The sequence below is a fragment of the Priestia flexa NBRC 15715 genome, assembly GCF_001591565.1.
Taxonomy (GTDB): Bacteria; Bacillota; Bacilli; order Bacillales; family Bacillaceae_H; genus Priestia; species Priestia flexa.
In genome coordinates, this window is the sequence record NZ_BCVD01000001.1 from 72,156 (window position 1) to 96,775 (window position 24,620).

Genomic DNA, 24,620 nt, shown 5'->3' on the forward strand with positions numbered 1-24,620 from the left:
CCCAGCCTTTCTATTTCACTAGTGAAACGATTTTTTGTGCGCCGTCTGCCATTGACTCAGCTGCTGTGATATTCAGCCCTGATTCTTGAAGAATCTTCTTACCTAGCTCTACGTTTGTTCCTTCTAAACGCACAACTAATGGTAAGCTTAAGCCAACTTGTTTTGTCGCTTCTACAACACCAGTTGCAATTACATCACACTTCATAATTCCACCAAAGATGTTAACAAAAATCCCTTTTACATTTTGGTCAGATAGAATAATTTTGAACGCTTCTGTTACTTTCTCAGCTGTAGCGCCGCCCCCAACATCAAGGAAGTTAGCCGGGTCTCCGCCATAGTGCTTAATGATGTCCATTGTGGCCATAGCAAGTCCAGCACCGTTTACCATACAACCGATGTTTCCATCTAATGAAATATAGCTTAGGTCATATTTAGACGCTTCAATTTCTTTCGCATCTTCTTCATCTAAATCGCGATACTCTAAAATATCTTTTTGACGATATAGTGCATTTGAGTCGAAGTTTAGCTTCGCATCAAGTGCCATTACGTTTCCATCGCCTGTTACAACAAGTGGGTTGATTTCAGCGATTGAACAATCTTTTTCAACAAATACAGTATATAAACCAGCCATAAATTTAACTGCCTTACCTACTAATTCTTTTGGAATATTAATATTAAACGCGAGTCGACGCGCTTGGAAACCTTGTAGACCAATTGCTGGATCAATGTATTCTTTGAAGATTTTTTCAGGAGTTGCTTCCGCTACCTCTTCAATCTCCGTACCACCTTCTTCAGAACCCATTAATACAACTTGAGAAGTAGCGCGATCTAATACTAAACCAATGTAGTATTCTTTCTTAATATCGCAACCTTCTTCAATAAGTAAACGCTTTACTTCTTTCCCCTCTGGACCTGTTTGATGCGTAACGAGCGTTTTACCTAAAATATCTTGTGCATATGTACGAACTTCATCTAAGCTTTTCGCTACTTTTACACCACCCGCTTTTCCACGTCCCCCAGCATGGATTTGCGCTTTAACAACTGAAACTTGAGATCCAAGTTCTTTAGCAGCTTCAACCGCTTCTTCTACACTATATGCTACTTTACCATTAGGTACTGCTACTCCATATTTTCTTAGGAGTTCTTTCCCTTGATACTCATGGATATTCATTTCCCATCCTCCTAACGTAATCAATCAATAAAATAGACTGCGCTTTCATTGTATAAAAATAATTGTCTAGTTGTCTACTATTCAATTAAAAAATATTAAAATAATTGGAAAATTATTTTTTCTTTATCTCTTGGTCCAGCTGATAAACAAACGCAAAAACCTCTGCCACCACTTCATAAAGCTCGCTTGGAATCTTTTCATGAATAGTTAGCGTGCTTACTAGCTCGGTTAAAGAAGCATCTTTTTGAACAGGAACGTTATGCTCCTGTGCCTGTTCAATGATACGCTTTGCAACTTCTCCACTTCCTTTGGCAACGATCCTAGGCGCCTCATCTCTTTCTTGATTATACGTTAGCGCAACCGCCTTTTGTTTTCTATCATTTATGCTCATATCAAAAAGTCAACTCCTCCTCTATACGAATAAGACGATGTAGACATTTTCTTTTCAATTGAACTTTCTTGTTTCAAAGCACGATAACTAACTCCTGATAGCTGGTAATCCAACTCTTCCAGCTTTTTTACTAAGCTTTTTGTAAACTTTTCACCGCTCTCTTTCAACAGGTCGGCATATTGATTTATTATCTGCAAAGTAATGATTCGATTTTGGATATTTACACTAATGACAACGTCTTGTAACGCTTCAAGGTTCACATAAAACAAAATATGACAATAATTAGGATTAACCCCTTGGTTTTCTTGTCTTTGACCACTCCATTGTATAGAAACATCTCTCCACTGTTTGCCAACTAACAGTGGAACTTCCATGTAGAAGTTAGACAGTGGACCATTGGCCTGTGATAGAAGTTGAAAACCAGTTATTCGAGATATAAGCAGCTCCATCTTCTCTCGAATACCTGCATCGTCGACCGATTTGACTTCTGAAGCTAAAAGGTTCAGAAGTGCTCCTCCACCTTCTTGTGATAATCCAAACGCGTGAAAGAAAGCTGTTAAGCGCTGTACTCCCATTAGTTGTTTGATTACCTCGCTATTAGAGTACTGGTCAATTGCTTTCCATGCGTTCGAGAATGCTTCATACTCCCCAGCCTGTTCGTACACTTCTTGTGATAGCTGACGCACCATGTCAAAACCTTCACGAAAAGATTCTTGCACCTTGGCTAAGAATACAGCTTTCACTTCGCTTTGCTGTAAGGTAAATAAGCGTGAGGCTACACTTAATACGTCTTCTTCCCTTTTACTCTTAGGAAACAAATTCAAATGTTGCAGCATTTGATAGGCTTTTTCGTTATGATTCGTCGCTTGTAACCAATTCACGAATGTTTTTTTAAAAGGTTCATTTTGAGCACCGCTAGACTGAAAAAAGATTGAATCAATTACCTTTCCAAGCCCTGAGTTTGGATTATATTCTTTAATCGCTTGTAACTCTTTTGAAAAAGAGCTGCTTCCCATAACATTTTTCAATGCATCGAACACTTCTTTAGACAAGGGAAGACGCAGCTTTAACATATAGGTTAGAATTTCCTTCGTTTGTTCTGTCAAACTCTCTTTTGCAAGAATATTACCGAGGCTATTTACCTTTTCTTTAGTAAGCGCATGTCCCTGTTCTACAAGATTAGACAACCACTTTTTGCTCTCTTTATTCACTTCAATTCTCAGTTCTTGCACTAATGATTCAACTAATTCAGAACCTTGTTTGATGGGCGAAATCATTTTTAAGTGCGGCAATTCTCCTTCTGTCGAAGTAACTTGAAACCAGTAGTTTTGTCTAACTATTAATGGGGCTTCCAATTTTCCTACCATTGTCATTCCGTTGAGCTTTAAAAGTGCTGTTTGTTTCGGAAAAAGTTTGAGCACCCGTCCAAGAACATGATCGCCAGCAGTAAGTGTAAACGACCTGGTACTATGACTAGATGCTGAGAAAAGCTGTTGAAAACCTGAAATTTTCATCATTCTTCCCCCTCTTTACCACTTATATTTTCTCTTTAATAGGTGCAAAAGAACGGCGATGCTCCTTTAAAATTCCATAGGTATCAATTGCCTCTAAGTGTTGCTTTGTACCATATCCCATATGCTTTTCAAATCCATATTCGGGATAAATTAAAGCTAGTTCCTTCATCATTCGGTCTCTTGTCACTTTTGCAACCACAGAGCTTGCTGCAATAGAAATGCTTGTGGCATCACCTTTAATGATAGACTCCTGCGGAATATTAAGCGGCAACTCCATAGCATCTATTAATAAGGCTTGAGGTTCAATAGATAATCCCTCGATTGCTTCTAACATGGCTTTTTTCGTTGCTTGATAGATATTTAATTTATCAATAGTTGCTGCATCTACAATTCCAACACCAACTGCTACTGCTTGCTGACAAATCTGTTCGTAAAACTCTTCTCTCTTGGCTTCTGATAACTTTTTAGAATCTGTTAATCCAGGTAAAAAGAAGTCCCTAGACAAAATAACTGCGGCGGCAACTACCGGTCCTGCTAAAGGTCCTCTCCCTACTTCATCAACTCCTGCAATAAACTGTAAGCCTTGGTCATACAGTTTGTTTTCATATGCTAACATTTGATAGAATTGCTCTTTTAAGCTCTCAGAGGCTTGTATTTGTTTCTTTCTTTGTACAACAGCTTGTTGTACACCCTTGCGCTCATCTTGCTCATACTGCGCAAATAAGGGATCCTGAAGGTTGTCGATTGCTTGCAACGCCTGCTTAATGTCATTAATGTTTAGTTTCATCTTTTCCTCTCTCCTTACTATCCTTCTATATCGACTGTTCTGTTATTATTTTCAATCAATAAAAAAGCCGCCTTTACCTTACATAGGTAAAAAGCGACCTTAACTTTTTTTACAGCCTATTCTTCTGACGAAAGCTCAGCTGGATCATCAAACGTTAGCATTCCTAGCTTATCCGTTCGAATCTCTCTCAGCACCAGTTCGGCTGTTTTATCATAATCAACCATTCCACCGCTCATAATACAACCTCTTTTTGCTGCAATCGCATCAAAAAGCTCAACAATATCCTCTGGTATCTCCTCAAGACCATAACGCTCTTTAAGATTAACGGGATAATAGCGAGAAAGGAAGCGAAGTGCATAAACACAAATGTCCTGCATGTTAACGATTGTATCTTTAATTGCACCTGTTGTCGCTAATTTATAGCCTACCGTTTGATCTTCAAACTTCGGCCAAAGAATTCCTGGCGTATCTAAAAGCTCTAGCTCACTTCCCACTTTAATCCATTGCTGTGCTTGAGTCACACCAGGACGATCTCCTGTTTTGGCAATCTTTTTGCTTGCTAAGCGGTTGATAAGCGTAGACTTTCCTACGTTGGGAATTCCAACAATCATCGCTCGAATCGCACGAGGTTTTTTAATTCCTTTTGCTTTCATTCTCTCAAATTTTTCATGGAGAATTTCTTTTGATAAAGAGACAATTTGTTTCATCCCTTTTCCTGCCTGTGCATCAATCGCTAACGCTTGTACACCCTGTTCACGATAGTAACGCAACCATTCTTCTGTCATGCGCGGATCCGCTTTATCTGTTTTATTTAATAAGACAATGCGAGGCTTATTTACAATAATCTCATCAATCATTGGATTTCTTGATGATTGTGGAATACGAGCGTCTACTAGCTCATATACAATATCAATTAATTTTAGTTTTTCCGTAACTTGACGTCTCGCTTTCGCCATATGTCCCGGAAACCATTGTATTGTCATGTTCTACTCACCTTTTATCAATTACTACATTTTTTAATTAGATAGTCGAGCTTCAGATAGCGGCCAGTAAACTAAGCTTGTCTTTCCAAGTACTTGATCCATACTTACAAACCCAATTTGTCTACTATCCTTACTGTAGCGACGATTATCTCCCATTACAAACAAATGGCCTTCAGGTACTTCTCCTTCACCTGTTAAACCTTCTAGGGTAAAATCTTCTGTTAAGTTACCATCAATAACTTCTTTTTTATATTCATCAAGATATGGTTCTTCATACGGCTTTCCGTTCACATATAAAACATCATCACGATATTCAATATGATCACCCGGTAGACCAATAATTCGCTTTATGTAGTCCTTTTGTTCATCTGCATGAAAGACGATAATATCAAAACGATCAGGATCCCCAATTTTATACGAAAACTTATTTACAATCATGCGGTTCTGATCATGTAGAGTTGGCATCATTGATAATCCATCTACTACAATCGGCGCAAATAAAAAGTAGCGAATAACTACAGCTAATAAAACAGCAATAGCAATGGCTTTAATCCATTCAAAAAATTCATTTTTTCCTCGGGCCATTCTCAGTCCCCCAACCTTTATATACTACATCTTTTATTGTATCTGAAAGTCACTGAAACACCTAATAATTATAAAAAAAGATTTGAAAAAAGGAGCTTGTTTAACAAGCTCCCCTTCACGATTATCGAATTTCTTTAATACGCGCAGCTTTACCACGTAATTCACGTAGGTAATAAAGTTTCGCACGGCGTACTTTACCACGGCGCATTACTTCGATTTTTGCAATTTTTGGCGTATGAAGTGGGAATGTACGCTCTACACCTACACCGTAAGAAATCTTACGTACTGTAAATGTTTCGCTGATACCACCACCACGACGCTTGATAACAACACCTTCAAATACCTGAACACGTTCACGGCTACCCTCAACGATATTTACGTGTACACGTACAGTATCACCAGGACGGAACGTAGGAAGATCGGTTTTAAGTTGTTCTTTTGTAATTTCTTCGATTAATTTTTGCATCGCGTGTTTCAACTCCTTCCAACAGACGCTCATAACAATGCTTATAGATCATTGCAGCGGAACATCGTTATAAGTGACAAAAGCCTATCAGCTCAAGCCACAAGATTTATCTTAGCACACTCTCATGGCGTATGCAATAAGAGAAATTATTTTTCTGTATCTTTTAAAACACATTGGGAACTCTTCGTCTTATTCACTTTCTTCATTTTGCAATTCAGCTATTATTTTCTTTTGCTGTGAAGAAAGCTCAAGCTGTTCTAGCATATCTGGCCTTCTTAGCAGCGTTCGCTTGAGAGACTCTTTTTCGCGCCATGCTGCAATTTTTTGATGGTCACCGCTCATTAAGACATCAGGAACCTTAAATCCTCTGAAATCAGCAGGACGTGTATAATGTGGGTGTTCTAACAACCCTGTGCTATGCGAGTCCTTTACAGCCGAATCCTGATTCCCTAATACGCCTGGCAATAGACGTACTACGCTGTCAATTACAACCATTGCCCCTAGCTCTCCACCGGTTAACACATAATCACCAATTGAAATCTCATCAGTTACAACGTGCTCACGGATTCGCTCGTCATATCCCTCATAGTGACCACATACAAAGATTAGATGCTCTTCTTGCGCTAGCTCTTCTGCTTTTTTTTGCGTATAGCGCTCTCCTTGTGGACACAGTAAAACAACGCGCGGCTTAGAGTCTTTTGTCAGCGCATCTACCGCATCAAAAATTGGCTGAGGTGTTAATACCATCCCTGCTCCGCCGCCATACGGATAGTCATCAACATTTTGATGCTTATTCGCTGAGTATTCTCTAAAATTTACCACGTTTAACTCTACGGCTTGCTTTTCTTGCGCTTTTTTTAAAATGGATTCACCAAACACTCCTTCAAACATTGAAGGAAATAAAGACAGGACATCAATCTTCATCAGTCTAATAACCCTTCCATTACTGTAATAATAATTTCTTTATTCTCAACATCAATCTCCTGAACAACTGCGTCGATATAAGGAATTAAAATCTCTTTTCCATCTTTTCCTTTTACAACCCACACATCATTCGCACCAGGAACTAAGATTTCTTTTATCTTCCCAAGCTCTTGACCTTCTTCCGTTTTAACAATGCAGCCAATAATTTCATGAAAATAAAACTCACCGTCTTCAAGCTCAGACAATTGATCTTCCGATACTTTCACCATGCTGTTCTTAAATTTCTCAACGTCATTTACATTTGGATACCCTTCAAATGATACAAGGTCAAAATTTTTATGCTTTCTATGCGTAGCCACAACTACCTCAACAGGTTCAGTTTGCTTTTCTTGGAACAAATAAAGTTTGTTTCCTACTTCGTAGCGTTCATCTGCAAAATCTGTGGTTGAGATAATGCGTACTTCACCTTTAATCCCATGTGTATTAACAATTTTACCTACTTTAAACCAATTATTCATTGTTCACCTCTATCGAATTTCAACGACAATGCCGTCTTTGATTACAATCTCTTTTTTTTGCTTTATATCATTCCAATTATCACCGATTTTCACTTCAAGCAACGAATCCATTTCTGATTCAACAAGCTCACTTCCTAACGCCAGGCGCTCTAGCTGTTCAATTTGAAAATCAATTACGTCTATTTTTTCAAGTCTGGATGAACGCTCTTTTTCAAACTGAGTATGAAGCAAAGATGATTGAGTTTTTTTTGTTTTCTCTATTTGTTTCAGTTGAAACTTAAGCTGCTCTAACTCTTTTTGCAGCTCGACTTTTCGCTGAGAGAAACGATTATGTAGTAACGCCTTGCTGCTTTCCGTCACAACTTGCTTCACAACAACCTTTTGAATAATTTGCATCAAACCCCTCCTCTTCATCCTACGATTCTTATTAAACCATTTCTATCCGTCATTTGAGAAGTAGTTACATAAAAAAAAGGGGGAGGTTATCCCTCTCCCTTTTTTCACTCTTGAATTTTCACATGCACTTTTTTATCTAATTGCGATGCCGCCGCAGAGACAACAGTCCGAATCGCTTTGGCAACCCGCCCTTGCTTTCCAATAATCTTTCCGATATCTTCTTTGTGAACTTCAATGAAGTACGTCACTTGATGTTCTTCACTTACTTCTTTCACTCGGACTTCATCTGGATAATCAACAAGTGGCTTAACAATCGTTTCAATTAGTGATGTCATCGCGAGTATAATTATTTTCCTAATTTAGCGTTATGGAATTTCTCCATGATGCCTTCGTTAGAGAAAAGGTTACGTACTGTATCAGATGGTTTTGCACCATTTTGTAACCATTTAAGAGCTAACTCTTCATCAATTTTAACTTCAGCTGGTTGAGCTACTGGATTGTAAGTCCCAACCACTTCGATGTAACGCCCATCACGTGGTGAACGAGAGTCTGCTGCTACGATACGATAGAAAGGAGATTTTTTAGCTCCCATACGTTTTAAACGAATTTTTACTGCCATTTTTAAAGCACCTCCGAATATGTTTCAACAAGATAATATAATATCAAAAAGATAAAATGTTTGTAAAGGTTTTTTTCTTAACAGTATAAAAAATATTTTATTCTGTTTATTTTTACAACTAAATTTAGTGACAAATTAAGAAAAGAAAGGTAATTTCATGCCCTTTTTCTTCCCTTTAGACATGTTTGTCATTTGCTTCATCATTTTCTTCATGTCTTCAAACTGCTTCAATAGTCGGTTAACCTCTTGAACCGATCGACCGCTACCTTTTGCAATGCGTTTTCGTCGACTAGCGTTAATGATTTCAGGATTTGTTTTTTCAGCTTTTGTCATGGAACGAATAATCGCTTCTACATGACTAATTTGCTTTTCATCTACCTGTAAGTTCTTGAGGCCTTTCATTTTATTAGCACCTGGAAGCATGCCAATAAGTTCATCTAACGGCCCCATTTGACGAACTTGAGCAAGCTGCTCTAAAAAGTCATCAAATGTAAACGACTGCGTACGCAGTTTCGCTTCAAGCTCTTTAGCTTTTTCTTCATCTACGTTAGCCTGCGCTTTTTCAATCAGCGTAAGAACGTCTCCCATTCCTAAGATACGAGAAGCCATACGCTCTGGATGGAATGCATCGATTGCATCCATCTTTTCACCCAAACCAACAAACTTAATCGGTGTATTGGTAACTGCACGAATTGATAAAGCCGCACCACCGCGCGTATCTCCATCTAGCTTCGTTAATACCACACCTGTTAAGCCAAGCTGTTTATTAAAGCTATCAGCTACGTTTACAGCATCCTGACCCGTCATTGCATCGACAACTAAGAAAATTTCATGAGGGTTTGTGAGCTCTTTAATTTGCTCTAACTCTTCCATTAAATTTTCATCTACATGCAAACGTCCGGCTGTATCAATTAATACATAATCATGATGCTCTTCTTTAGCATAAGCAATGGCCTGCTTTGCAATTTCAACGGGACTTACTTGATCTCCCAATGAAAAAACAGACATACTTAACTGCTTTCCAAGCGTCTCAAGCTGTTTAATCGCCGCAGGGCGATATACATCAGCTGCTACAAGCAATGGGTTGCGGTTATGTTTCTTACGCAGTAGGTTAGCTAGCTTACCAGTAGTTGTCGTTTTACCTGCACCTTGAAGTCCTACCATCATAATAACCGTAGGAGCCTTTGGAGCCACTGCAATTTTGCTTTGTTCGCCGCCCATCAGTGCTGTTAATTCTTCTTGTACAACTTTAATAACCTGTTGACCAGGCGTTAAGCTTTTTAATACGTCTTGACCTACTGCGCGCTCACTTACTCGCTTAATGAAGTCTTTTACTACTTTAAAGTTTACATCCGCCTCTAAAAGGGCTAGGCGTACCTCACGCATCATTTCCTTAACATCTGCTTCAGTTACTTTACCTTTTCCCTTTAGCTTTTGTAACGTGCTTTGCAAACGGTCGGCTAATCCTTCAAATGCCATATATGCCGCCCCCTAATCTAATTTCTCGAGCGAATCAAGAAGAGAAGAAAGCTTGTTGTTTGTTTCAAGTTCGCCTGTCAGTTCATTTTTTAGTTGTTGAACAATTGATTGACGCTCTTGAAACCGTTGAAATAACAATAGCTTTTCCTCATATTGTTCAAGCATTTGCTCTGTACGTTTTATATTATCATAAACTGCTTGACGACTCACATCAAATTCCTCTGCTATTTCACCTAGGGAATAGTCATCTAAATAATAAAGAGACATATAACTTCTTTGCTTTGGTGTAAGCAACGCTTGATAGAAGTCGTATAAAAAGTTCATTCGCGTCGTTTTTTCTAACATACGACCGCCCCCCTTGTTAAGTGAAAAGCCTTTACATGTCTTTAGTTTACAAAGAAGCAATTAGAATGTCAAGTTTTTTCCTTAACAGCAAAAACGCGACGAAGAAAGGCTTCATCGCGTTTTTAAATTAACTGTTTTGCACTTCATCTTCTACCGCATTAGCAAATAACCCATAGATGTATTGTTCCGTATCAAACGGCTGAAGGTCGTCCATCTTTTCCCCTAGCCCTACGAATTTCACTGGTAAGTTCAGTTCGTTTCGAATAGCCAACACAATACCACCTTTTGCAGTACCATCTAGCTTTGTCAGAACAATTCCCGTTACGTTTGTTGCTTCTGAGAAGATTTTAGCTTGGCTAAGAGCGTTTTGCCCAGTTGTTGCATCCAACACAAGTAGCACTTCATGTGGAGCTCCAGGCACTTCACGCTCAATTACGCGTTTTACTTTCTCTAGCTCCTTCATTAAGTTCACTTTATTTTGCAAACGACCCGCTGTATCACATAGTAAGATATCCGCTTTACGAGCTTTTGCTGACTGAATAGCGTCATACATTACAGCAGCTGGATCTGACCCAGCTGATTGCTTAATAACATCTACTCCAACGCGTTCGCCCCATACTTCAAGCTGCTCAATAGCACCTGCACGGAACGTATCGCCTGCTGCCATCAGAACGTTCTTGCCTTCTGACTTAAACTTATGAGCAATTTTACCAATTGTTGTTGTTTTCCCTACGCCATTAACACCAACAAACAGAACAACAGTAAGGCTATCTTGCTGCATATTAAGGCCTGCCAGCTGTTCCTCGCCTGACTCATAGATATCAATTAATTTTTCAGAGATGACCGCTTGAACTTCTTGAGGATCTTGAATGTTCTTTCGTTTTACTTCATCTTTTAATTCATCAATCAAATCCATAACAGTCGAAACGCCAACGTCTGCGCCGATTAGAATCTCTTCCAACTCTTCAAAAAACTCTTCATCCACTTTTCGATAGCGAGAAACTAAATCATTGACGCGTTCTGAAAACGAATCGCGCGTTTTTGAAAGTCCATCTTTAAACTTTTGAGTAACGGAGTCTGTTTGATTTGTAATCTTTTCTTTTAATCGCTTAAAAAAGCTCATGTTTTAACACCCTTTCTACTAAACATATTGCTTCGAATCTTCTAAGCGTACGGATACAAGTTTTGAAACTCCCGATTCCTGCATTGTTACGCCGTACAGCACATCTGCTTCTTCCATTGTTCCTTTACGATGCGTAATGACAATAAACTGTGTTTGCTCACTATAACTTCTTAAGTACGTAGCAAAACGGTGCACGTTCGCCTCATCTAAAGCTGCTTCTACTTCGTCTAATACACAAAACGGTACAGGACGAACCTTTAAAATGGAGAAGAGAAGAGCAATGGCTGTTAAAGACCGTTCTCCTCCAGAAAGAAGCCCTAAGTTTTGAAGTTTTTTACCTGGAGGCTGGGCAATAATGTCCACCCCAGTGTTCAACAGATCCGTCGCATCCGTTAGCTTCAGCTCTGCTTTTCCTCCACCAAATAGAGACTGGAATACATGGTTAAACTCTTCCCGAATTCGGTAGAACGTATCAGAGAAACGCTTTTTCATCTCTTCATCCATTTCATCAATAACCTGATAAAGCGTGTTTTTAGCTTCATCTAAATCATTTTTCTGGTTGCTTAAAAATTCATAGCGCTCTGCTGTTCGCTCATATTGTTCAATAGACCCTAAGTTAACCGTACCAAGCTCCTCGATACCTAACTTAATAAGCTTAATCTTTTTACGAGCTTCGTCAATTGGAATCGTTAGCTGATACGAAGCTTTTGCTGCTTCAAAGCTCGTTTGATATTCTTCATTCAGCTGATGTAAACGACTGTCTAACTCAACGTCAATTCGGTTCAGTTTTACTTCTTCGTCTTTTAACGCATTTGCAATTTGCTTATGCTGGCGATGCAACTCTTTGACAAAGCGCTCTGCATCTTCTAGCTTGTTTTGTGATTTCAAGCGCTCTGCCCGACAGTCATCCATTTTCTTCAACGTTTCTGCTTTTTCTTTAACCTTTTCTGCAGCCGCTTCTTCTAGTGAAAGCTCTCCAGAATCATTTGATGTCATCTCATTCGTTAAAAGTGCCAAGTCTTCTGTTACTTCTTCTAAGCGCTTCGTTGTTTGATTTAGCTCAAAGCAAATACGATCATATTTTTCACGCTTATTTTTAAGAGACTGTTCTTGTCCAGCCAGCTCTACTTTTACTTCGGTTAGCTTCTGGCGCACTTCCTCTCGGGAAGTTTGTTGCGTACGCTTACGATGAGTAAGCTCTTCAATAACTCCCTCTAGCTCTGAAGTCTGTTCTTTTGCTTCACCTAGCTGCTTTTCTAACACTTGAATTCGCTTGATCAAATGTTCTTGATCGCTTTTAAAGCTAACCATGTCTTGATCATACATCGCTAATCGATCGTTTACCGCTTGCTCTTCAATTTCTACTTGCTTCACATCTCGATCTAACGCTTTTTCTTGCTCTTCTAGACGCTTAACAAAAGACTGTTCTTTACCAATAGCTTGTTCCAACTCTTCAATCGTTTCTTTCTTAGCTTTCACATTTTTCTCAAGTTGAAGCGTTTTTTCTTCCATTTCCTTCAGCTTCGCAGTAATTGTTTCAAGCTCTCGCTGACGACCAAGCAATGAATTGGTTTTTTGCTTAACCGATCCACCTGTCATGGACCCGCCTGGATTCACCACGTCTCCTGTTAAAGTAACAAAGCGGTAGCGATGCTGAATCAGTCTAGCAAGCTCATTTGCTCCTTTTAAATCTTTTACAATAATAACCGTACCAAGCAAGTTCTCTGCAATACTACGATACTTCTCATCATATTTTACAAGCGAAGAAGCGACGCCCACAAACGTATCGTGAGTTTCAATTAACGAAATGGTTTGTGGCGGTATAAAACGCGAACGCACGGATGTTAATGGTAAAAATGTAGCGCGTCCGTAATGATTTTGTTTTAAAAAGCTAATTGCTTGTCGCGCACTCTGCTCATCAGACGTCACAATATGCTGAGTTGCACCACCGAGCGCAATTTCAATCGCTGTCTCATACTCTTTCGGCACGCTAACTAGTTCAGCAATAGCTCCTTCAATCCCGTGAAGCTTCTGGCTTCTCGCTTTTAAAATTTCCTTTACACCATGGAAATACCCTTCATAGTCCTCCTGCATCTCTTCAAGCATTTGCTTTCTAGACTTTGTTTGCTGGACGTATTGATAGGCTTGATACAGGGTTGACTCTTGCTTTCGATATTCCTCTCGCAGGGAATCGAGCTTTGCAAGCTGCTCTTTTAATTGACGCGTGGCATCCTGCAATTCTTGTTGAAAGTTTTGCAGTTTATCAATAAGAGCTCCTTTTTTCCGCTCTAGATCCACTCGTTGCTGAACATATTGCTCGTTTGCTTTTAAAAGCCGCGCTTCTTTTTCAGACGTTTGATGCTTTTGCTGCTCTAGAAAAGCAATCTCATTTCGAGAAGCTGTCTGTGCATTTGCCAACTCAAAATATTCGCTTTTTAACTGCTCTAACTGCTCATCCAGGTTTTCACTATACGTTGCAAACAGACGCTCTTGTTCGGCTACTTCTTCACGCGTTTTAGCAACGTCGTTTTCAAAAGTAGTTAAGTCATTCTCTTCTTTTTGCTTCGCTATCAGCAACTCTTTTTTTGTTTGAGTATACTCTTTTACAAGTCGCTCTAACTGCTCTTTATTTTGCGAAGCGTTCTTTTTACGCTCTTTTAACACTTCTTTCTTACCTTCTAGCTTTTCAACTTCTTCACTAACAAAAAGAAGGTGTTTATGTAGCGCGTCGATTTCCTCATCCGCACGCTGAATATACACGCGTAAACAATTAATCTCTTGCTCACGCTCTCCAATGTTGGCAGAAAGCGATTGCTCCATTTGCTGATGAGATGCTATGTCTCGTTTAAGCGCTTCCCACTTACCATGAAGCTCTTCAATTTCAAAAACCGTTACTTCAATATCAATCTGTTCTAATTCTTCTTTTTTCTGCAAGTAATCTTTTGCAATGGAAGACTGTATTTTTAAAGGCTCTAACTGTCCCTCAATTTCATGTAAAATGTCAAGCACGCGATTTAAGTTTTCTTGTGTTTCAATTAACCTTAACTCAGCCTTACGTTTACGCGTTTTATACTTTAAAACGCCCGCTGCTTCTTCAAATATTTTACGACGCTCATCTGGTTTGCTGCTGAGAACTTCTTCAACTTTACCTTGACTAATAATGGAAAAAGCTTCTCTTCCCAAACCTGAGTCCATAAATAAATCCACAATATCTTTTAAACGACATGGTTGGTTGTTAATAAGAAATTCACTATCACCTGAGCGATTTACTCGCCTTGTAATGCTTACTTCATGATAATCAAGCGGTAGGAACTGATCGTCATTTTCTAGCGTAATCGTTACGTCTGCTACATTAACAGCACGCCTTGATTCACTTCCCGCAAAAATAACGTCTTCCATTTTCCCACCACGCAGTGACTTTGCAGACTGCTCGCCCATTACCCAGCGAATTGCATCTGTAATGTTACTTTTACCACTACCGTTTGGTCCAACAACTGCTGTAACCCCTGGTACAAAGTCAATTGATACTTTCTGAGCGAATGACTTAAAGCCAGTAATATCTAAACGCTTGAGGAACATATAGATTCCCCCTTTTCCTTATTTTCATAGTAAATCCCCCTTTGCAACAACCATTCGTTGCTTGGGGGGACTCGTTCCTACATCAGACTAATACTCTCTTTTACTTTGCATTCGACGCTTTTATTTTCGAGATGGCTACTTGAGCCGCTTTTTGCTCAGCTTCTTTCTTAGATCTACCAACTCCAACACCTAGCTCTTCACCATTAAGTGATACACGTGACATAAATTCACGATTATGAGCCGGGCCTTTTTCTTGTAGCACCTTGTACTCTAGCTGACCAAACCCATCTCGTTGAATAATTTCCTGTAACTGACTTTTAAAATCCATCACATGAGAAAAAGCACCCTCATTAATCTTCGGGAATACAACTTTTGTTAAAAATTGATTTACTGTTTCAATTCCTTTATCTAAATACAATGCACCAATAAATGCTTCAAATACATCCGCCAGTAAAGCTGGACGTTGACGGCCACCCGTCATTTCTTCACCTTTACCGAGCAACACTAGTTTACCAAATTCGAGCTCATTTGCGAAAGTCACAAGAGATGGCTCACACACTACGGCTGCACGTAGCTTTGTCAGTTCTCCTTCGCTCATCATTGGGTATTTTTTAAATAGAAATTGTGAGACGGTCAACTCTAACACGGCATCCCCTAAGAATTCTAAACGCTCATTATCTTCATGAGGTTTTTTACGATGCTCATTCACATACGATGAATGTGTAAAAGCTTGAAATAAGAGCTTTTCATTTTCAAACGTCACGTTGATTTCTTCTTGAAACTGTTTAAAGTTTTTTACTACTTGAGAATTATTTTTTCGGTCTCGATTCGAATAATGTTTAGGCATAAAATACCTCCGCTTACCAGCCACAATTAGTTCATAGTTTTTTCATAACATAACCCATTATAAAACGAGGTATCCTAAAAGATACATCGCATTTTGAAAAAAAATTATTTTTTTCAAAAATAACGCAAAAAACACAGAAAGCCCCGCTATTAACGGGGCTTTTAATGATACAACAGAATTAAACTTGACTCTGTATGTAATTAACCGCATCTCCAACAGTTGCGATTTGTTCTGCTTGCTCATCAGAGATTTCCATGTCAAACTCATCTTCAAGCTCCATTACAAGCTCAACTACATCAAGAGAGTCAGCACCTAAATCTTCTTTGAAATTAGATTCTAATTTCACTTCGCTTTCATCTACACCAAGACGATCAACAATGATTTTTGTTACGCGCTCTAGTACTTCTGCCATTGTTCTTCACCTCCCCTCAAGTCATTATAGTAGATTTTCCTTTAAAATACTATGGCTGAATAATAAAGTTTGTCAAAACCCTTACTTTTCAATTCTTTTAAGATATTACATAACCATTCCGCCGTCAACATGGATGGTTTGTCCCGTAATATAGCGGCTTGCATCTGTAGCTAAGAATGAAACAATATTGGCAATATCTTGTGGATCACCAAAGGATGCAAGTGGAATTTGCTTTAGCATTTCAGCTTTTACTTCTTCTGGAAGCTCATCCGTCATATCAGTTGCGATAAACCCTGGTGCCACTGCATTTACTGTAATATTACGACTTGCAAGCTCTTTTGCAGATGTTTTTGTTAATCCGATAACACCAGCCTTAGCAGCTACATAGTTTGCTTGTCCTGCGTTTCCGCTAACACCCACAATAGATGAAATGTTGATGATTCGTCCATGACGTTGTTTCATCATTTGGCGAGTTGCTGCTTTCGTACATAAAAACACGCCCTTTAGGTTTGTTGATAAAACATCATCCCACTCATCTTCCTTCATTCTCATTAGCAGGTTATCTCTTGTAACACCAGCATTGTTTACTAAAATATCTAAAGAGCCAAACGTTGAAATTGCTTCTTTAATCATGCTTTGAACAGAATCTGCATCCGCTACGTTTGCTTGAATCGCAATGGCATCTGTTCCATAACCTTTAATTTCATCAACGACCTCAAGTGCTTTCGCTTCGCTACCTGCATAGTTTACAACTACTTTAGCTCCTTGCTTTCCTAATTCAAGCGCAATCGCACGTCCAATTCCACGAGACGCTCCTGTAACAACCGCTACTTTTCCTTCTAACATTTTATTCTACCCCTTTCACTGCTTCAATTGTTGCTTGTAACGTTTCAACATTACTCACTGAATAAACCGTAGCACGGCGATTCACCTTCTTCACAAGCCCTGATAATACTTTTCCTGGACCAATCTCAATAAATGTATCTACGCCTTCAGCAAGCAATAACTCAACCGTTTCTTGCCAGCGAACTGGAGAATATAATTGTTCAATTAACAGCGCTTGTACAGCTTCTTTTTGGATTGTTGGCTGCGCCGTTACGTTAGCTACAACAGGAACTTTCGCATCTTTAAAATCCATTATGCTAAGCGTATCCTGCAGTTTAGCAGCAGCGGGCTTCATTAAGCTAGAGTGGAACGGTCCGCTTACATCTAAAGGAATCGCTCGTTTTGCTCCTTTTTCTTTCGCTAGTTCACTCGCTTTTTCAACACCCTCTGCTGTTCCAGAAATTACAATTTGACCTGGACAATTAATGTTAGCAAGCTGGACAGAAGCTCCTAAAGCCGTAATTTCGTCCGTTACAGCTTTTAACTCTTCAGCACTCATTCCTAAAATGGCAGCCATTGTTCCTTCACCAGCAGGAACAGCTTCATCCATATAGCGTCCACGCTTGTTTACAGCAACAACAGCATCTTCAAAAGACATTACTCCAGCTGCTACTAACGCACTGTATTCTCCCAAACTATGACCTGCTACATAATCAGGTGTAATCCCACTTTTGTTAAACTCGTTTAAAAGCATTGTGCTAGCAGTAACAAGAGCAGGTTGCGCATGATACGTTAACGTCAGTTCATCTTGTGGACCTTCAAACATAAGGTTTGATAATGAAAAGCCTAGCACTTCATCTGCCTTTGAAAGAAGTTGCTTTGCTTCTTCAGATTGCTCATATAAGTCTTGCCCCATACCTACGGCTTGTGAGCCTTGGCCTGGAAACATAAAAGCTATTTTCCCCATTCTTATTCTCTCCTCGTTTATTCGTTAGTTTCTTCACTTTCAACGGAAGCTTGAATGGTAGAAGATACGTTATTTTCTACCATATTTACGGTTTGTTTAATCGCATTAAAGATGGCCGTAGCGTCTGACGAACCATGAGCTTTAATAACCGGTGCATTTAGACCGAACAGGCCTGCGCCGCCATACTCGCTATAGTCCATTTTTGCTTTTAGCCCTTTAAGCTGAGGCTTTAACACGGAAGCAGCTACCTTGCTTTTAAAACTACTCATTAACTCTGCTTTTAACATTGAAAATAGTGAAAGTGCCGTTCCTTCAATAGTTTTCAATGCAACATTACCCGTAAAACCATCCGTTACTACAACGTCTGCAACGCCGTTTAAAAGATCTCGTGATTCTACGTTTCCGATAAAGTTAATGTTGGTTTCTTGAAGCAATTTAAACGTTTGCTTTGTTAACTCATTACCTTTTTTCTCTTCCGTTCCAACGTTTAAAAGCCCAACTTTAGGCGATTGAACACCTCTTACCTTCTCTGCGTATACCGAGCCCATAATTGCATATTGTACAAGGTGCTCAGGTTTCGCATCAACGTTAGCTCCTACATCTAGCATTAAGAAACCTTTGCCGTCCAAAGTTGGCAGCGTCGGAGCTAGAGCAGGACGCTCAATTCCTTTAATACGACCAACAACAAATAACCCAGCCGTCATTAAAGCACCCGTGTTACCTGCAGAAATACATGCATCAGCACGCCCCTCAGCTACTTCAGTAGCCATAAGCACCATTGATGCATTTTTCTTTCTGCGTACTGCACGAACTGGTTCATCTGTTGCTTCAATTACTTCTTCAGTATGAAGAATTGTGATACGTTCTGGATTTGTTAGGTACTTCTTTATTTCAACTTCATTACCAACAAGTGTAATATGTAAGTTTTCAAACTGCTGAATGGCTAATTCTGCACCTTCAATAACCGTTTTGGGAGCGTTGTCCCCTCCCATAGCATCAATTGCTATTTTCATGTTCTTTCTCATCCTTTAGTTTTATTTATCAGATGTAGATCGGTACATATTAAACGTTCCTGAAAACACCTGCTCTTGTCCTACAAAACTATTTACCTCTACGATTGTTCGAGTTTCATCTGTAGACAGAACCTTTGCTTTTGCTATCACGCGCTCATGAATCTTTACCGAACGATGATAGCGAATTGTAGCCTCAATTGTTAATGCTAATTCATCATTAATAACCGCTACTGCAAGTGAGTTTGCTTGAGCAAACAAGTGATGTCCTCTTGTAATTTGATTGCGTTGAAAAACGTGTTCTTCACGCACATCAAAGATGGAAATAGCGGATTGGTCTAGTTCAATATCGATAATTTCCCCAATTACTTCTTCAATAGGCAGAGAACGCACTTCATCTTCTAATTTCTTAGAAGCTACATATTTAATTCGCTCGCGTAATTCAGGGATAGACAATTCTAGGCGGTCTAAGCGAATTGTTTGTACGCTAACTGAAAAACGGTCGGCTAATTCTTCATCTGTGATAAATGGATTCTCGTCAATTGTAGCTTTTAATAACAGCTGTCGATCTCTTTTATTACGCTTCATAACACACCATCCGAACTTTTAATACTAGGTACTAACAGCAGTATATAATTATTGCAATTGAAATGCAACATTTTTAGTAAAGTTACACCTCAATTGCAACGCCGATTCACTGACTATTAATCAAATTTTTCACCTGCTAATACACCTGTTGCTTCCAAATAAGAACGCATCAACTGATATTGCTCATCTTGCCAAAACGCCTCCGAATTCACAAGCTCAGTAGCATCTGTACGGGCTACTTCAAGCGCTCGATAATCGTGGACCATATCCGCTATTTTGAACTCAGGCATTCCGCTTTGCTTTCGGCCAAAAAAGTCCCCAGGTCCTCTAAGCTCAAGGTCTCTTTCTGATAATACAAAACCATCATTTGTCTCCGTCATAATATTCATGCGCTCTTTTCCAACTTCAGACTTTGGATCTGCTAACAAAATACAATACGACTGCGCGTCTCCTCTTCCTACTCGCCCGCGAAGCTGATGGAGCTGTGATAGCCCAAAGCGCTCCGCATCATAGATGACCATAACCGTGGCGTTTGGAACGTTCACCCCTACTTCAACAACCGTTGTCGAAACAAGAATTTGCACATTGTTTACGCTAAACTCTTTCATGACTTCTTCTTTTTCATCTGGTGTTAAGCGCCCATGCATCAGTCCTACATTCCATTGCCCTTTAAAATATTGAACAAGGGTACTATGAACATCAATGGCATTTTGAACGTCCAACTTCTCTGATTCTTCAATCAATGGACAAATTACGTAGGCTTGCCGTCCTTCACTCAGTTCTTTCTGGACAAATTGCAAAATACGCTCTAGCATATCATGCTTTACCCAATACGTTTCGATTGCTTTTCGACCAGCTGGCATTTCATCTATAATCGACACGTCCATCTCACCAAAAGCAGTAATGGCAAGCGTTCTTGGAATAGGAGTCGCCGTCATAAATAATACATCTGGACTTTCACCTTTCTCACGAAGAACTCTACGCTGACCTACACCAAAGCGATGTTGCTCATCCGTAATGACAAGACCAAGACTTTTATACACTACTTCATCTTGGATGAGCGCATGAGTACCGACTAACACGTCTATTTCTCCGGCCTGAACTTGTCGCAGAAGCTCACGCCTTGCTTTCCCTTTAACTGAACCCGTTAACAACCCGACGCGCACTTGAACTTTTTCAAGCATGGCACTTAAGGATTCAGCATGCTGTTCGGCTAAAATTTCAGTTGGAACCATTAGAGCACCTTGATGCCCTGCCAATACCGTTGCATATAGCGCAACGGCAGCAACAACCGTTTTACCTGAACCTACATCTCCTTGTAATAGGCGATTCATTCGATAAGGCGACTTCATATCAGCAGTAATTTCATTCACTACTCGTTTTTGAGCGTTTGTTAACGGGAATGGCAGTTGATTTGTAAACTCAACTAAATCGCTTGATTGAAACACTTGAGACATACCAGCCGTTTCTTCTCGCTCACGCTTTCGAAGCGCCTGCATCTTTAGCTGAAACAGCAAAAACTCTTCATATACAAATCGCCTGCGCGCTTGTTTTAAATCGCTATGGTCTCGAGGTAGATGAATCGTTCGCACCGCATCTTCTCGTGCCATTAACTTATATCGATTTCGGAGCGATAAAGGGAGCATGTCTTCAATTTGACTTCCATACTGATTTAAAGCCAGGGTGATAAACTTACGAATTGCTTTTACAGTAAGCGCTGCTTTTGTGGAATAAACTGGCTCAATGGTTTGATTTTTTTTGAAAGGTGAAAACTGTAGTTCTTGAAGAGTAATCGTTTGGCGGTGCTGATCCCATTTTCCCGTCACAGTAACCGTTTGATCAATTTCAAGCTTTGATTTGTAATAAGGTCGGTTAAAGCACGTAACGGTAACAAGATAACGACCAACCAACAAGCGAAAGGTTAATCGAGACCGTTTTTTTCCGTAATAAGTAAGAGAGGGAACGCTGTGAACCTTTCCCTCTACCGTTACTTTTTCATCATGTTTAGCATCCGCTAAATCTTTCAGCTCATAGTCCTCATAGCGATAAGGAAAATGCTCAAGTAAATCTTGTACAGATTGTATCTTCATTTCTTCGAGAAGAGTCGCTGTCTCTTCTCCAATCCCTTTAATGGTTTTAATGGAAATTTTATTTAATTCATTCACTTTTGTTTAATGCAATACCAAAGATCTTTGCTTCTAGCTCGCGACCTGTTGGTGTTGCCGCTAAGCCTCCTTGTGCAGTTTCTCGTAACGCTACTGGCATTGTTTGACCAATTCGATACATTGCATCAATTACTTCATCACACGGAATTCGACTTGTAACACCTGCTAACGCCATATCAGCAGCAATCATTGCATTCGCAGCGCCCATCGCGTTTCTCTTTACGCACGGTACTTCTACTAATCCTGCTACAGGGTCACATACTAATCCTAGCATATTCTTAAGCGTAATTGCCATTGCTTCAGCTGCTTGACTAGGTGTACCACCCGCCATTTCTACAATCGCTGCCGCTGCCATGCCAGACGCTGACCCTACTTCAGCTTGACACCCTCCTGCTGCACCTGAAATGGAAGCATTGTTTGCCACAACAAATCCAAATGCTCCTGATGTAAATAGAAATTCAATCATTTCTTCACGCGTTGGATTTAATTTATTTTTCACTGCAAATAACGTTCCAGGCACCACTCCAGCTGAACCGGCTGTCGGTGTTGCACAAATCGTTCCCATCGCAGCATTTACTTCGTTCGTTGCTACCGCTTTACTTACTGCATCTAAGATTAAATTACCAGATAAAGCATTTCCACTTTCAATATACTTTTGTATTAAAACAGCATCGCCACCTGTTAGACCAGTAACGGACTGAACGCCTCTTAACCCACGCTCCACCGCTTCTTCCATAACCGTTAAATTGCGATCCATTCTTTCAAAGACCTCTTCACGGTTTAAGCCAGTAACTTCTACTTCTTGTTCAATCATAATTTCCGCTATTTTGACCTTTTTACTTTCTGCTAACTCTACTAATTCCGCTACATTTCGAAACATAGTATCCTCCCATTTTACAACATGATGTCATTCTATCTAAGCCAATATCATCTTGCTAAGCATTTATTTAAACGATAGATTACTTCCTTTTTCCAAAAAGGCATAAAAAGCAGTACGCTACTCAACCATTCTTGTCACTTTAATAATGTGCGGTAATCCTTGTAGCTCTTCAATTACTGCATCTTCAATGTTTGTGTCCATTTCAATGGCCATTAATGCAACCTGTCCTTTTTCCTTTCGAGATACTTCCATATGGCCAATGTTAATAGAATGCTTCATTAATATATTCGTCACCGTTGCAATCGCTCCAAAACGATCGTTGTGTACAACAAGGATAGCAGGATTCATGCCTGATAAATTTAACTCAAATCCATTTAATTCTGTGATTTGAATTTTACCACCACCAATTGAGATACCAACAACTTCAATTTCTTTATCACCATCAATCATTCGCACGCGCGCCGTGTTTGGATGATCAGTAATCGCTGTTTCTTCAATAAACGTCACGTCCATGCCCGCTTGTTTAGCTAATGTAAGAGACTCAGGAATTCGAGGGTCAAACGTATCAAAATCTAATACCCCTCCAATGATTGCTACATCTGTCCCATGGCCTTTATATGTTTGAGCAAAAGATCCATAAAGTGAGACGATGACTTTTTCTGGCTGTTTGCCAAACAACGTTCTTGCTACCCTACCAATACGCGCAGCACCTGCTGTATGTGAACTTGATGGACCAATCATAATTGGACCAATAATATCGAATACGGATTTATATTTCATGGTTACTCTCCCCCTGTAAAAAGGATATTAAACTTTAATGTTATCGCTATCACTTTATATGTTACTTGACGTTTTCTATTTTTGGAACCCTAGAAATTCGTTATAATAAAGTTTTAAAATTCGAAATAATAAGCTAACATTTTTCTCTTTATTCTCCGATAAAAAAAGCTGACTCTTCATTCGAGTCAGCTTTTGAGTTATGCTGCTTCTTTTGTTTCTTGTTCAAGCTCTGCAACTGTTTTGATATTAAAGTTTTTAAACACGTTTGAACCAATATACCCAATAACTGCTCCACCAACTGCACATAGTGCTGCGCAAATTGTTACTTTTATTGGATCGTTAAAGCCATACATAACTGCTAAACCTGCAATAGGAGTAGCTGTTCCTGTCGCATCGTTTACCAATCCAAATAGGGAAACAATGACACCACCTACTGCTCCACCAACAAAATTTGTTACATAAATTGGAATTGGGTTAGCCGATATTATATTAGCTTGCGTTAATGGCTCTACAGCTACTGAAATTGTGGTACGACGATCTCCAAATTTCAAACGATCGAATAATACATAATTCATAAATGACGAACCGAAAACCGCTAGTGCACCAATTGCCATCGGAAGACCCGTTAAGCCAAGCATAGCTGTTAAAGCCATTGAGCTTAGAGGTGCCGTAGCAACAACCGTGATAACGCCACCGAGTATAATTCCCATTAGAATTGGATTAGCATTTGCTGTTTCCTTAATGATGGAACCAATGTTCAATAGCGTGGCATCCACCAAAGGCGAAATCCCTGTTGCGATTAAGCGTGTTAACGGTGCAATAACTAAAATTGCTCCCAATAAATCTAAACCTGCAGGCGCTTTTTTCTCTACTACTTTCATAGCAAAAGCCATGATATAGCCAGCAAAGAAGCCAGGTAACAGGCCTAATCCTGAACAGACAACCCCCATCATTAATGCGTAAACGGGAGATACGCCTAGTGCCAACGCTACTAACGCAGCAGCAGCGACGCCACCCATACCCCCAGCAGCTTCTCCTACTTCACCTAAAAATTTGATATTTAATAAATCGCCACCCACATACAGTTGAAATGCTTCAACGAGAAACGCCGCAACGGCACCGCTTGCCAAAGCACCCATAGCTTTCATCCCATACGGTGCTTTGTTACTGAAAAGCCAAAATAAAAATAAGACCAATAAAAGCAGTGCCGTACCTTTCAAAATCTCCATTGTAAATTCCCCCTATGCTGCATTCATCTTCACTTAA

General features: G+C 39.6%; 26 protein-coding genes. All 26 read right to left on the reverse strand.

What is annotated here, in order from left to right; all coding sequences use genetic code 11:
• Positions 1-10 precede the first annotated feature (10 nt).
• The 26 genes from sucC to BFL01S_RS00490 all read right to left on the reverse strand — a co-directional run bounded on the left by sucC (position 11) and on the right by BFL01S_RS00490 (position 24,583).
• Positions 11-1,171, reverse strand: a complete 1,161-nt coding sequence (gene sucC, locus BFL01S_RS00365; RefSeq protein ID WP_025909001.1) for an ADP-forming succinate--CoA ligase subunit beta — start codon at positions 1,169-1,171, stop codon at positions 11-13.
• A 112-nt stretch (positions 1,172-1,283) separates the two neighbouring features.
• On the reverse strand, positions 1,284-1,562 hold the full coding sequence (locus BFL01S_RS00370) for an EscU/YscU/HrcU family type III secretion system export apparatus switch protein (protein ID WP_025909002.1): 279 nt from the start codon (positions 1,560-1,562) through the stop codon (positions 1,284-1,286).
• Positions 1,559-3,079, reverse strand: coding sequence for a hypothetical protein (locus tag BFL01S_RS00375; protein WP_156474887.1), 1,521 nt, complete (start codon positions 3,077-3,079; stop codon positions 1,559-1,561). The genes BFL01S_RS00370 and BFL01S_RS00375 overlap by 4 nt, the downstream gene beginning before the upstream one ends.
• 19 nt (positions 3,080-3,098) lie before the next feature.
• Positions 3,099-3,863 (reverse strand): ribonuclease HII, encoded by a 765-nt coding sequence (gene rnhB, locus BFL01S_RS00380; RefSeq protein WP_025909004.1) that lies wholly within the window; start codon positions 3,861-3,863, stop codon positions 3,099-3,101.
• A gap of 116 nt (positions 3,864-3,979) precedes the next feature.
• Complete coding sequence (ylqF, locus tag BFL01S_RS00385) at positions 3,980-4,846, reverse strand: ribosome biogenesis GTPase YlqF (RefSeq protein ID WP_061784590.1); 867 nt, start codon at positions 4,844-4,846, stop codon at positions 3,980-3,982.
• Between the two features lie 33 nt (positions 4,847-4,879).
• A complete protein-coding gene (gene lepB, locus BFL01S_RS00390) occupies positions 4,880-5,431 on the reverse strand; it encodes a signal peptidase I (RefSeq protein ID WP_025909006.1) in 552 nt (183 codons plus the stop codon).
• Positions 5,432-5,552: 121 nt separating this feature from the next.
• Positions 5,553-5,897: a 50S ribosomal protein L19 gene (gene rplS / locus BFL01S_RS00395; protein ID WP_025909007.1), complete on the reverse strand. Its 345-nt coding sequence runs from the start codon at positions 5,895-5,897 to the stop codon at positions 5,553-5,555.
• A gap of 189 nt (positions 5,898-6,086) precedes the next feature.
• On the reverse strand, positions 6,087-6,821 hold the full coding sequence (trmD, locus tag BFL01S_RS00400; RefSeq protein ID WP_025909008.1) for a tRNA (guanosine(37)-N1)-methyltransferase TrmD: 735 nt from the start codon (positions 6,819-6,821) through the stop codon (positions 6,087-6,089).
• Positions 6,821-7,339 carry a ribosome maturation factor RimM gene (gene rimM, locus BFL01S_RS00405; protein ID WP_061784591.1) on the reverse strand — a complete coding sequence of 173 codons (519 nt, stop codon included), beginning with the start codon at positions 7,337-7,339 and terminating at the stop codon, positions 6,821-6,823. Before rimM ends, trmD begins: the two co-directional genes overlap by 1 nt.
• 9 nt (positions 7,340-7,348) lie before the next feature.
• Positions 7,349-7,735: a YlqD family protein gene (locus BFL01S_RS00410; RefSeq protein ID WP_061784592.1), complete on the reverse strand. Its 387-nt coding sequence runs from the start codon at positions 7,733-7,735 to the stop codon at positions 7,349-7,351.
• A 104-nt stretch (positions 7,736-7,839) separates the two neighbouring features.
• Positions 7,840-8,070, reverse strand: a complete 231-nt coding sequence (locus BFL01S_RS00415) for a KH domain-containing protein (protein WP_025909011.1) — start codon at positions 8,068-8,070, stop codon at positions 7,840-7,842.
• 11 nt (positions 8,071-8,081) lie between these two features.
• Positions 8,082-8,354 (reverse strand): 30S ribosomal protein S16, encoded by a 273-nt coding sequence (rpsP, locus tag BFL01S_RS00420; protein WP_025909012.1) that lies wholly within the window; start codon positions 8,352-8,354, stop codon positions 8,082-8,084.
• 135 nt (positions 8,355-8,489) lie between these two features.
• Entirely contained in the window at positions 8,490-9,833 is a 1,344-nt protein-coding gene (ffh, locus tag BFL01S_RS00425) for a signal recognition particle protein (protein ID WP_025909013.1), read from the reverse strand.
• Between the two features lie 12 nt (positions 9,834-9,845).
• Entirely contained in the window at positions 9,846-10,178 is a 333-nt protein-coding gene (locus BFL01S_RS00430; protein ID WP_025909014.1) for a putative DNA-binding protein, read from the reverse strand.
• 127 nt (positions 10,179-10,305) lie between these two features.
• Entirely contained in the window at positions 10,306-11,301 is a 996-nt protein-coding gene (ftsY, locus tag BFL01S_RS00435; RefSeq protein WP_061784593.1) for a signal recognition particle-docking protein FtsY, read from the reverse strand.
• Positions 11,302-11,319: 18 nt separating this feature from the next.
• Positions 11,320-14,880 (reverse strand): chromosome segregation protein SMC, encoded by a 3,561-nt coding sequence (gene smc, locus BFL01S_RS00440; RefSeq protein ID WP_061784594.1) that lies wholly within the window; start codon positions 14,878-14,880, stop codon positions 11,320-11,322.
• 100 nt (positions 14,881-14,980) lie between these two features.
• On the reverse strand, positions 14,981-15,727 hold the full coding sequence (gene rnc / locus BFL01S_RS00445) for a ribonuclease III (protein ID WP_025909017.1): 747 nt from the start codon (positions 15,725-15,727) through the stop codon (positions 14,981-14,983).
• Positions 15,728-15,905: 178 nt separating this feature from the next.
• On the reverse strand, positions 15,906-16,139 hold the full coding sequence (gene acpP / locus BFL01S_RS00450; protein ID WP_025909018.1) for an acyl carrier protein: 234 nt from the start codon (positions 16,137-16,139) through the stop codon (positions 15,906-15,908).
• 105 nt (positions 16,140-16,244) lie between these two features.
• Positions 16,245-16,985, reverse strand: a complete 741-nt coding sequence (gene fabG, locus BFL01S_RS00455; protein WP_025909019.1) for a 3-oxoacyl-[acyl-carrier-protein] reductase — start codon at positions 16,983-16,985, stop codon at positions 16,245-16,247.
• Between the two features lies 1 nt (position 16,986).
• Entirely contained in the window at positions 16,987-17,931 is a 945-nt protein-coding gene (gene fabD, locus BFL01S_RS00460) for an ACP S-malonyltransferase (RefSeq protein WP_025909020.1), read from the reverse strand.
• A gap of 17 nt (positions 17,932-17,948) precedes the next feature.
• Positions 17,949-18,944, reverse strand: coding sequence for a phosphate acyltransferase PlsX (plsX, locus tag BFL01S_RS00465; RefSeq protein ID WP_061784595.1), 996 nt, complete (start codon positions 18,942-18,944; stop codon positions 17,949-17,951).
• A 21-nt stretch (positions 18,945-18,965) separates the two neighbouring features.
• Positions 18,966-19,529 carry a transcription factor FapR gene (gene fapR, locus BFL01S_RS00470; RefSeq protein WP_025909022.1) on the reverse strand — a complete coding sequence of 188 codons (564 nt, stop codon included), beginning with the start codon at positions 19,527-19,529 and terminating at the stop codon, positions 18,966-18,968.
• A 116-nt stretch (positions 19,530-19,645) separates the two neighbouring features.
• Positions 19,646-21,694, reverse strand: coding sequence for an ATP-dependent DNA helicase RecG (gene recG, locus BFL01S_RS00475; RefSeq protein ID WP_061784596.1), 2,049 nt, complete (start codon positions 21,692-21,694; stop codon positions 19,646-19,648).
• Positions 21,687-22,574, reverse strand: a complete 888-nt coding sequence (sdaAA, locus tag BFL01S_RS00480) for an L-serine ammonia-lyase, iron-sulfur-dependent, subunit alpha (RefSeq protein ID WP_025909024.1) — start codon at positions 22,572-22,574, stop codon at positions 21,687-21,689. The genes recG and sdaAA overlap by 8 nt, the downstream gene beginning before the upstream one ends.
• 117 nt (positions 22,575-22,691) lie before the next feature.
• A complete protein-coding gene (sdaAB, locus tag BFL01S_RS00485; protein ID WP_025909025.1) occupies positions 22,692-23,354 on the reverse strand; it encodes an L-serine ammonia-lyase, iron-sulfur-dependent subunit beta in 663 nt (220 codons plus the stop codon).
• 197 nt (positions 23,355-23,551) lie between these two features.
• A complete protein-coding gene (locus BFL01S_RS00490; RefSeq protein ID WP_025909026.1) occupies positions 23,552-24,583 on the reverse strand; it encodes a PTS sugar transporter subunit IIC in 1,032 nt (343 codons plus the stop codon).
• Between the last annotated feature and the right edge of the window lie 37 nt (positions 24,584-24,620).

What these genes read in the sequence shown, in the direction of transcription:
- sucC (WP_025909001.1), bottom strand. Translation starts at nt 1,171, where the DNA reads ATGAATATCCATGAGTATCAAGGGAAAGAACTCCTAAGAAAATATGGA.
- BFL01S_RS00370 (WP_025909002.1), bottom strand. Translation starts at nt 1,562, where the DNA reads ATGAGCATAAATGATAGAAAACAAAAGGCGGTTGCGCTAACGTATAAT.
- BFL01S_RS00375 (WP_156474887.1), bottom strand. Translation starts at nt 3,079, where the DNA reads ATGATGAAAATTTCAGGTTTTCAACAGCTTTTCTCAGCATCTAGTCAT.
- rnhB (WP_025909004.1), bottom strand. Translation starts at nt 3,863, where the DNA reads ATGAAACTAAACATTAATGACATTAAGCAGGCGTTGCAAGCAATCGAC.
- ylqF (WP_061784590.1), bottom strand. Translation starts at nt 4,846, where the DNA reads ATGACAATACAATGGTTTCCGGGACATATGGCGAAAGCGAGACGTCAA.
- lepB (WP_025909006.1), bottom strand. Translation starts at nt 5,431, where the DNA reads ATGGCCCGAGGAAAAAATGAATTTTTTGAATGGATTAAAGCCATTGCT.
- rplS (WP_025909007.1), bottom strand. Translation starts at nt 5,897, where the DNA reads ATGCAAAAATTAATCGAAGAAATTACAAAAGAACAACTTAAAACCGAT.
- trmD (WP_025909008.1), bottom strand. Translation starts at nt 6,821, where the DNA reads ATGAAGATTGATGTCCTGTCTTTATTTCCTTCAATGTTTGAAGGAGTG.
- rimM (WP_061784591.1), bottom strand. Translation starts at nt 7,339, where the DNA reads ATGAATAATTGGTTTAAAGTAGGTAAAATTGTTAATACACATGGGATT.
- BFL01S_RS00410 (WP_061784592.1), bottom strand. Translation starts at nt 7,735, where the DNA reads ATGCAAATTATTCAAAAGGTTGTTGTGAAGCAAGTTGTGACGGAAAGC.
- BFL01S_RS00415 (WP_025909011.1), bottom strand. Translation starts at nt 8,070, where the DNA reads ATGACATCACTAATTGAAACGATTGTTAAGCCACTTGTTGATTATCCA.
- rpsP (WP_025909012.1), bottom strand. Translation starts at nt 8,354, where the DNA reads ATGGCAGTAAAAATTCGTTTAAAACGTATGGGAGCTAAAAAATCTCCT.
- ffh (WP_025909013.1), bottom strand. Translation starts at nt 9,833, where the DNA reads ATGGCATTTGAAGGATTAGCCGACCGTTTGCAAAGCACGTTACAAAAG.
- BFL01S_RS00430 (WP_025909014.1), bottom strand. Translation starts at nt 10,178, where the DNA reads ATGTTAGAAAAAACGACGCGAATGAACTTTTTATACGACTTCTATCAA.
- ftsY (WP_061784593.1), bottom strand. Translation starts at nt 11,301, where the DNA reads ATGAGCTTTTTTAAGCGATTAAAAGAAAAGATTACAAATCAAACAGAC.
- smc (WP_061784594.1), bottom strand. Translation starts at nt 14,880, where the DNA reads ATGTTCCTCAAGCGTTTAGATATTACTGGCTTTAAGTCATTCGCTCAG.
- rnc (WP_025909017.1), bottom strand. Translation starts at nt 15,727, where the DNA reads ATGCCTAAACATTATTCGAATCGAGACCGAAAAAATAATTCTCAAGTA.
- acpP (WP_025909018.1), bottom strand. Translation starts at nt 16,139, where the DNA reads ATGGCAGAAGTACTAGAGCGCGTAACAAAAATCATTGTTGATCGTCTT.
- fabG (WP_025909019.1), bottom strand. Translation starts at nt 16,985, where the DNA reads ATGTTAGAAGGAAAAGTAGCGGTTGTTACAGGAGCGTCTCGTGGAATT.
- fabD (WP_025909020.1), bottom strand. Translation starts at nt 17,931, where the DNA reads ATGGGGAAAATAGCTTTTATGTTTCCAGGCCAAGGCTCACAAGCCGTA.
- plsX (WP_061784595.1), bottom strand. Translation starts at nt 18,944, where the DNA reads ATGAAAATAGCAATTGATGCTATGGGAGGGGACAACGCTCCCAAAACG.
- fapR (WP_025909022.1), bottom strand. Translation starts at nt 19,529, where the DNA reads ATGAAGCGTAATAAAAGAGATCGACAGCTGTTATTAAAAGCTACAATT.
- sdaAA (WP_025909024.1), bottom strand. Translation starts at nt 22,574, where the DNA reads ATGTTTCGAAATGTAGCGGAATTAGTAGAGTTAGCAGAAAGTAAAAAG.
- sdaAB (WP_025909025.1), bottom strand. Translation starts at nt 23,354, where the DNA reads ATGAAATATAAATCCGTATTCGATATTATTGGTCCAATTATGATTGGT.
- BFL01S_RS00490 (WP_025909026.1), bottom strand. Translation starts at nt 24,583, where the DNA reads ATGGAGATTTTGAAAGGTACGGCACTGCTTTTATTGGTCTTATTTTTA.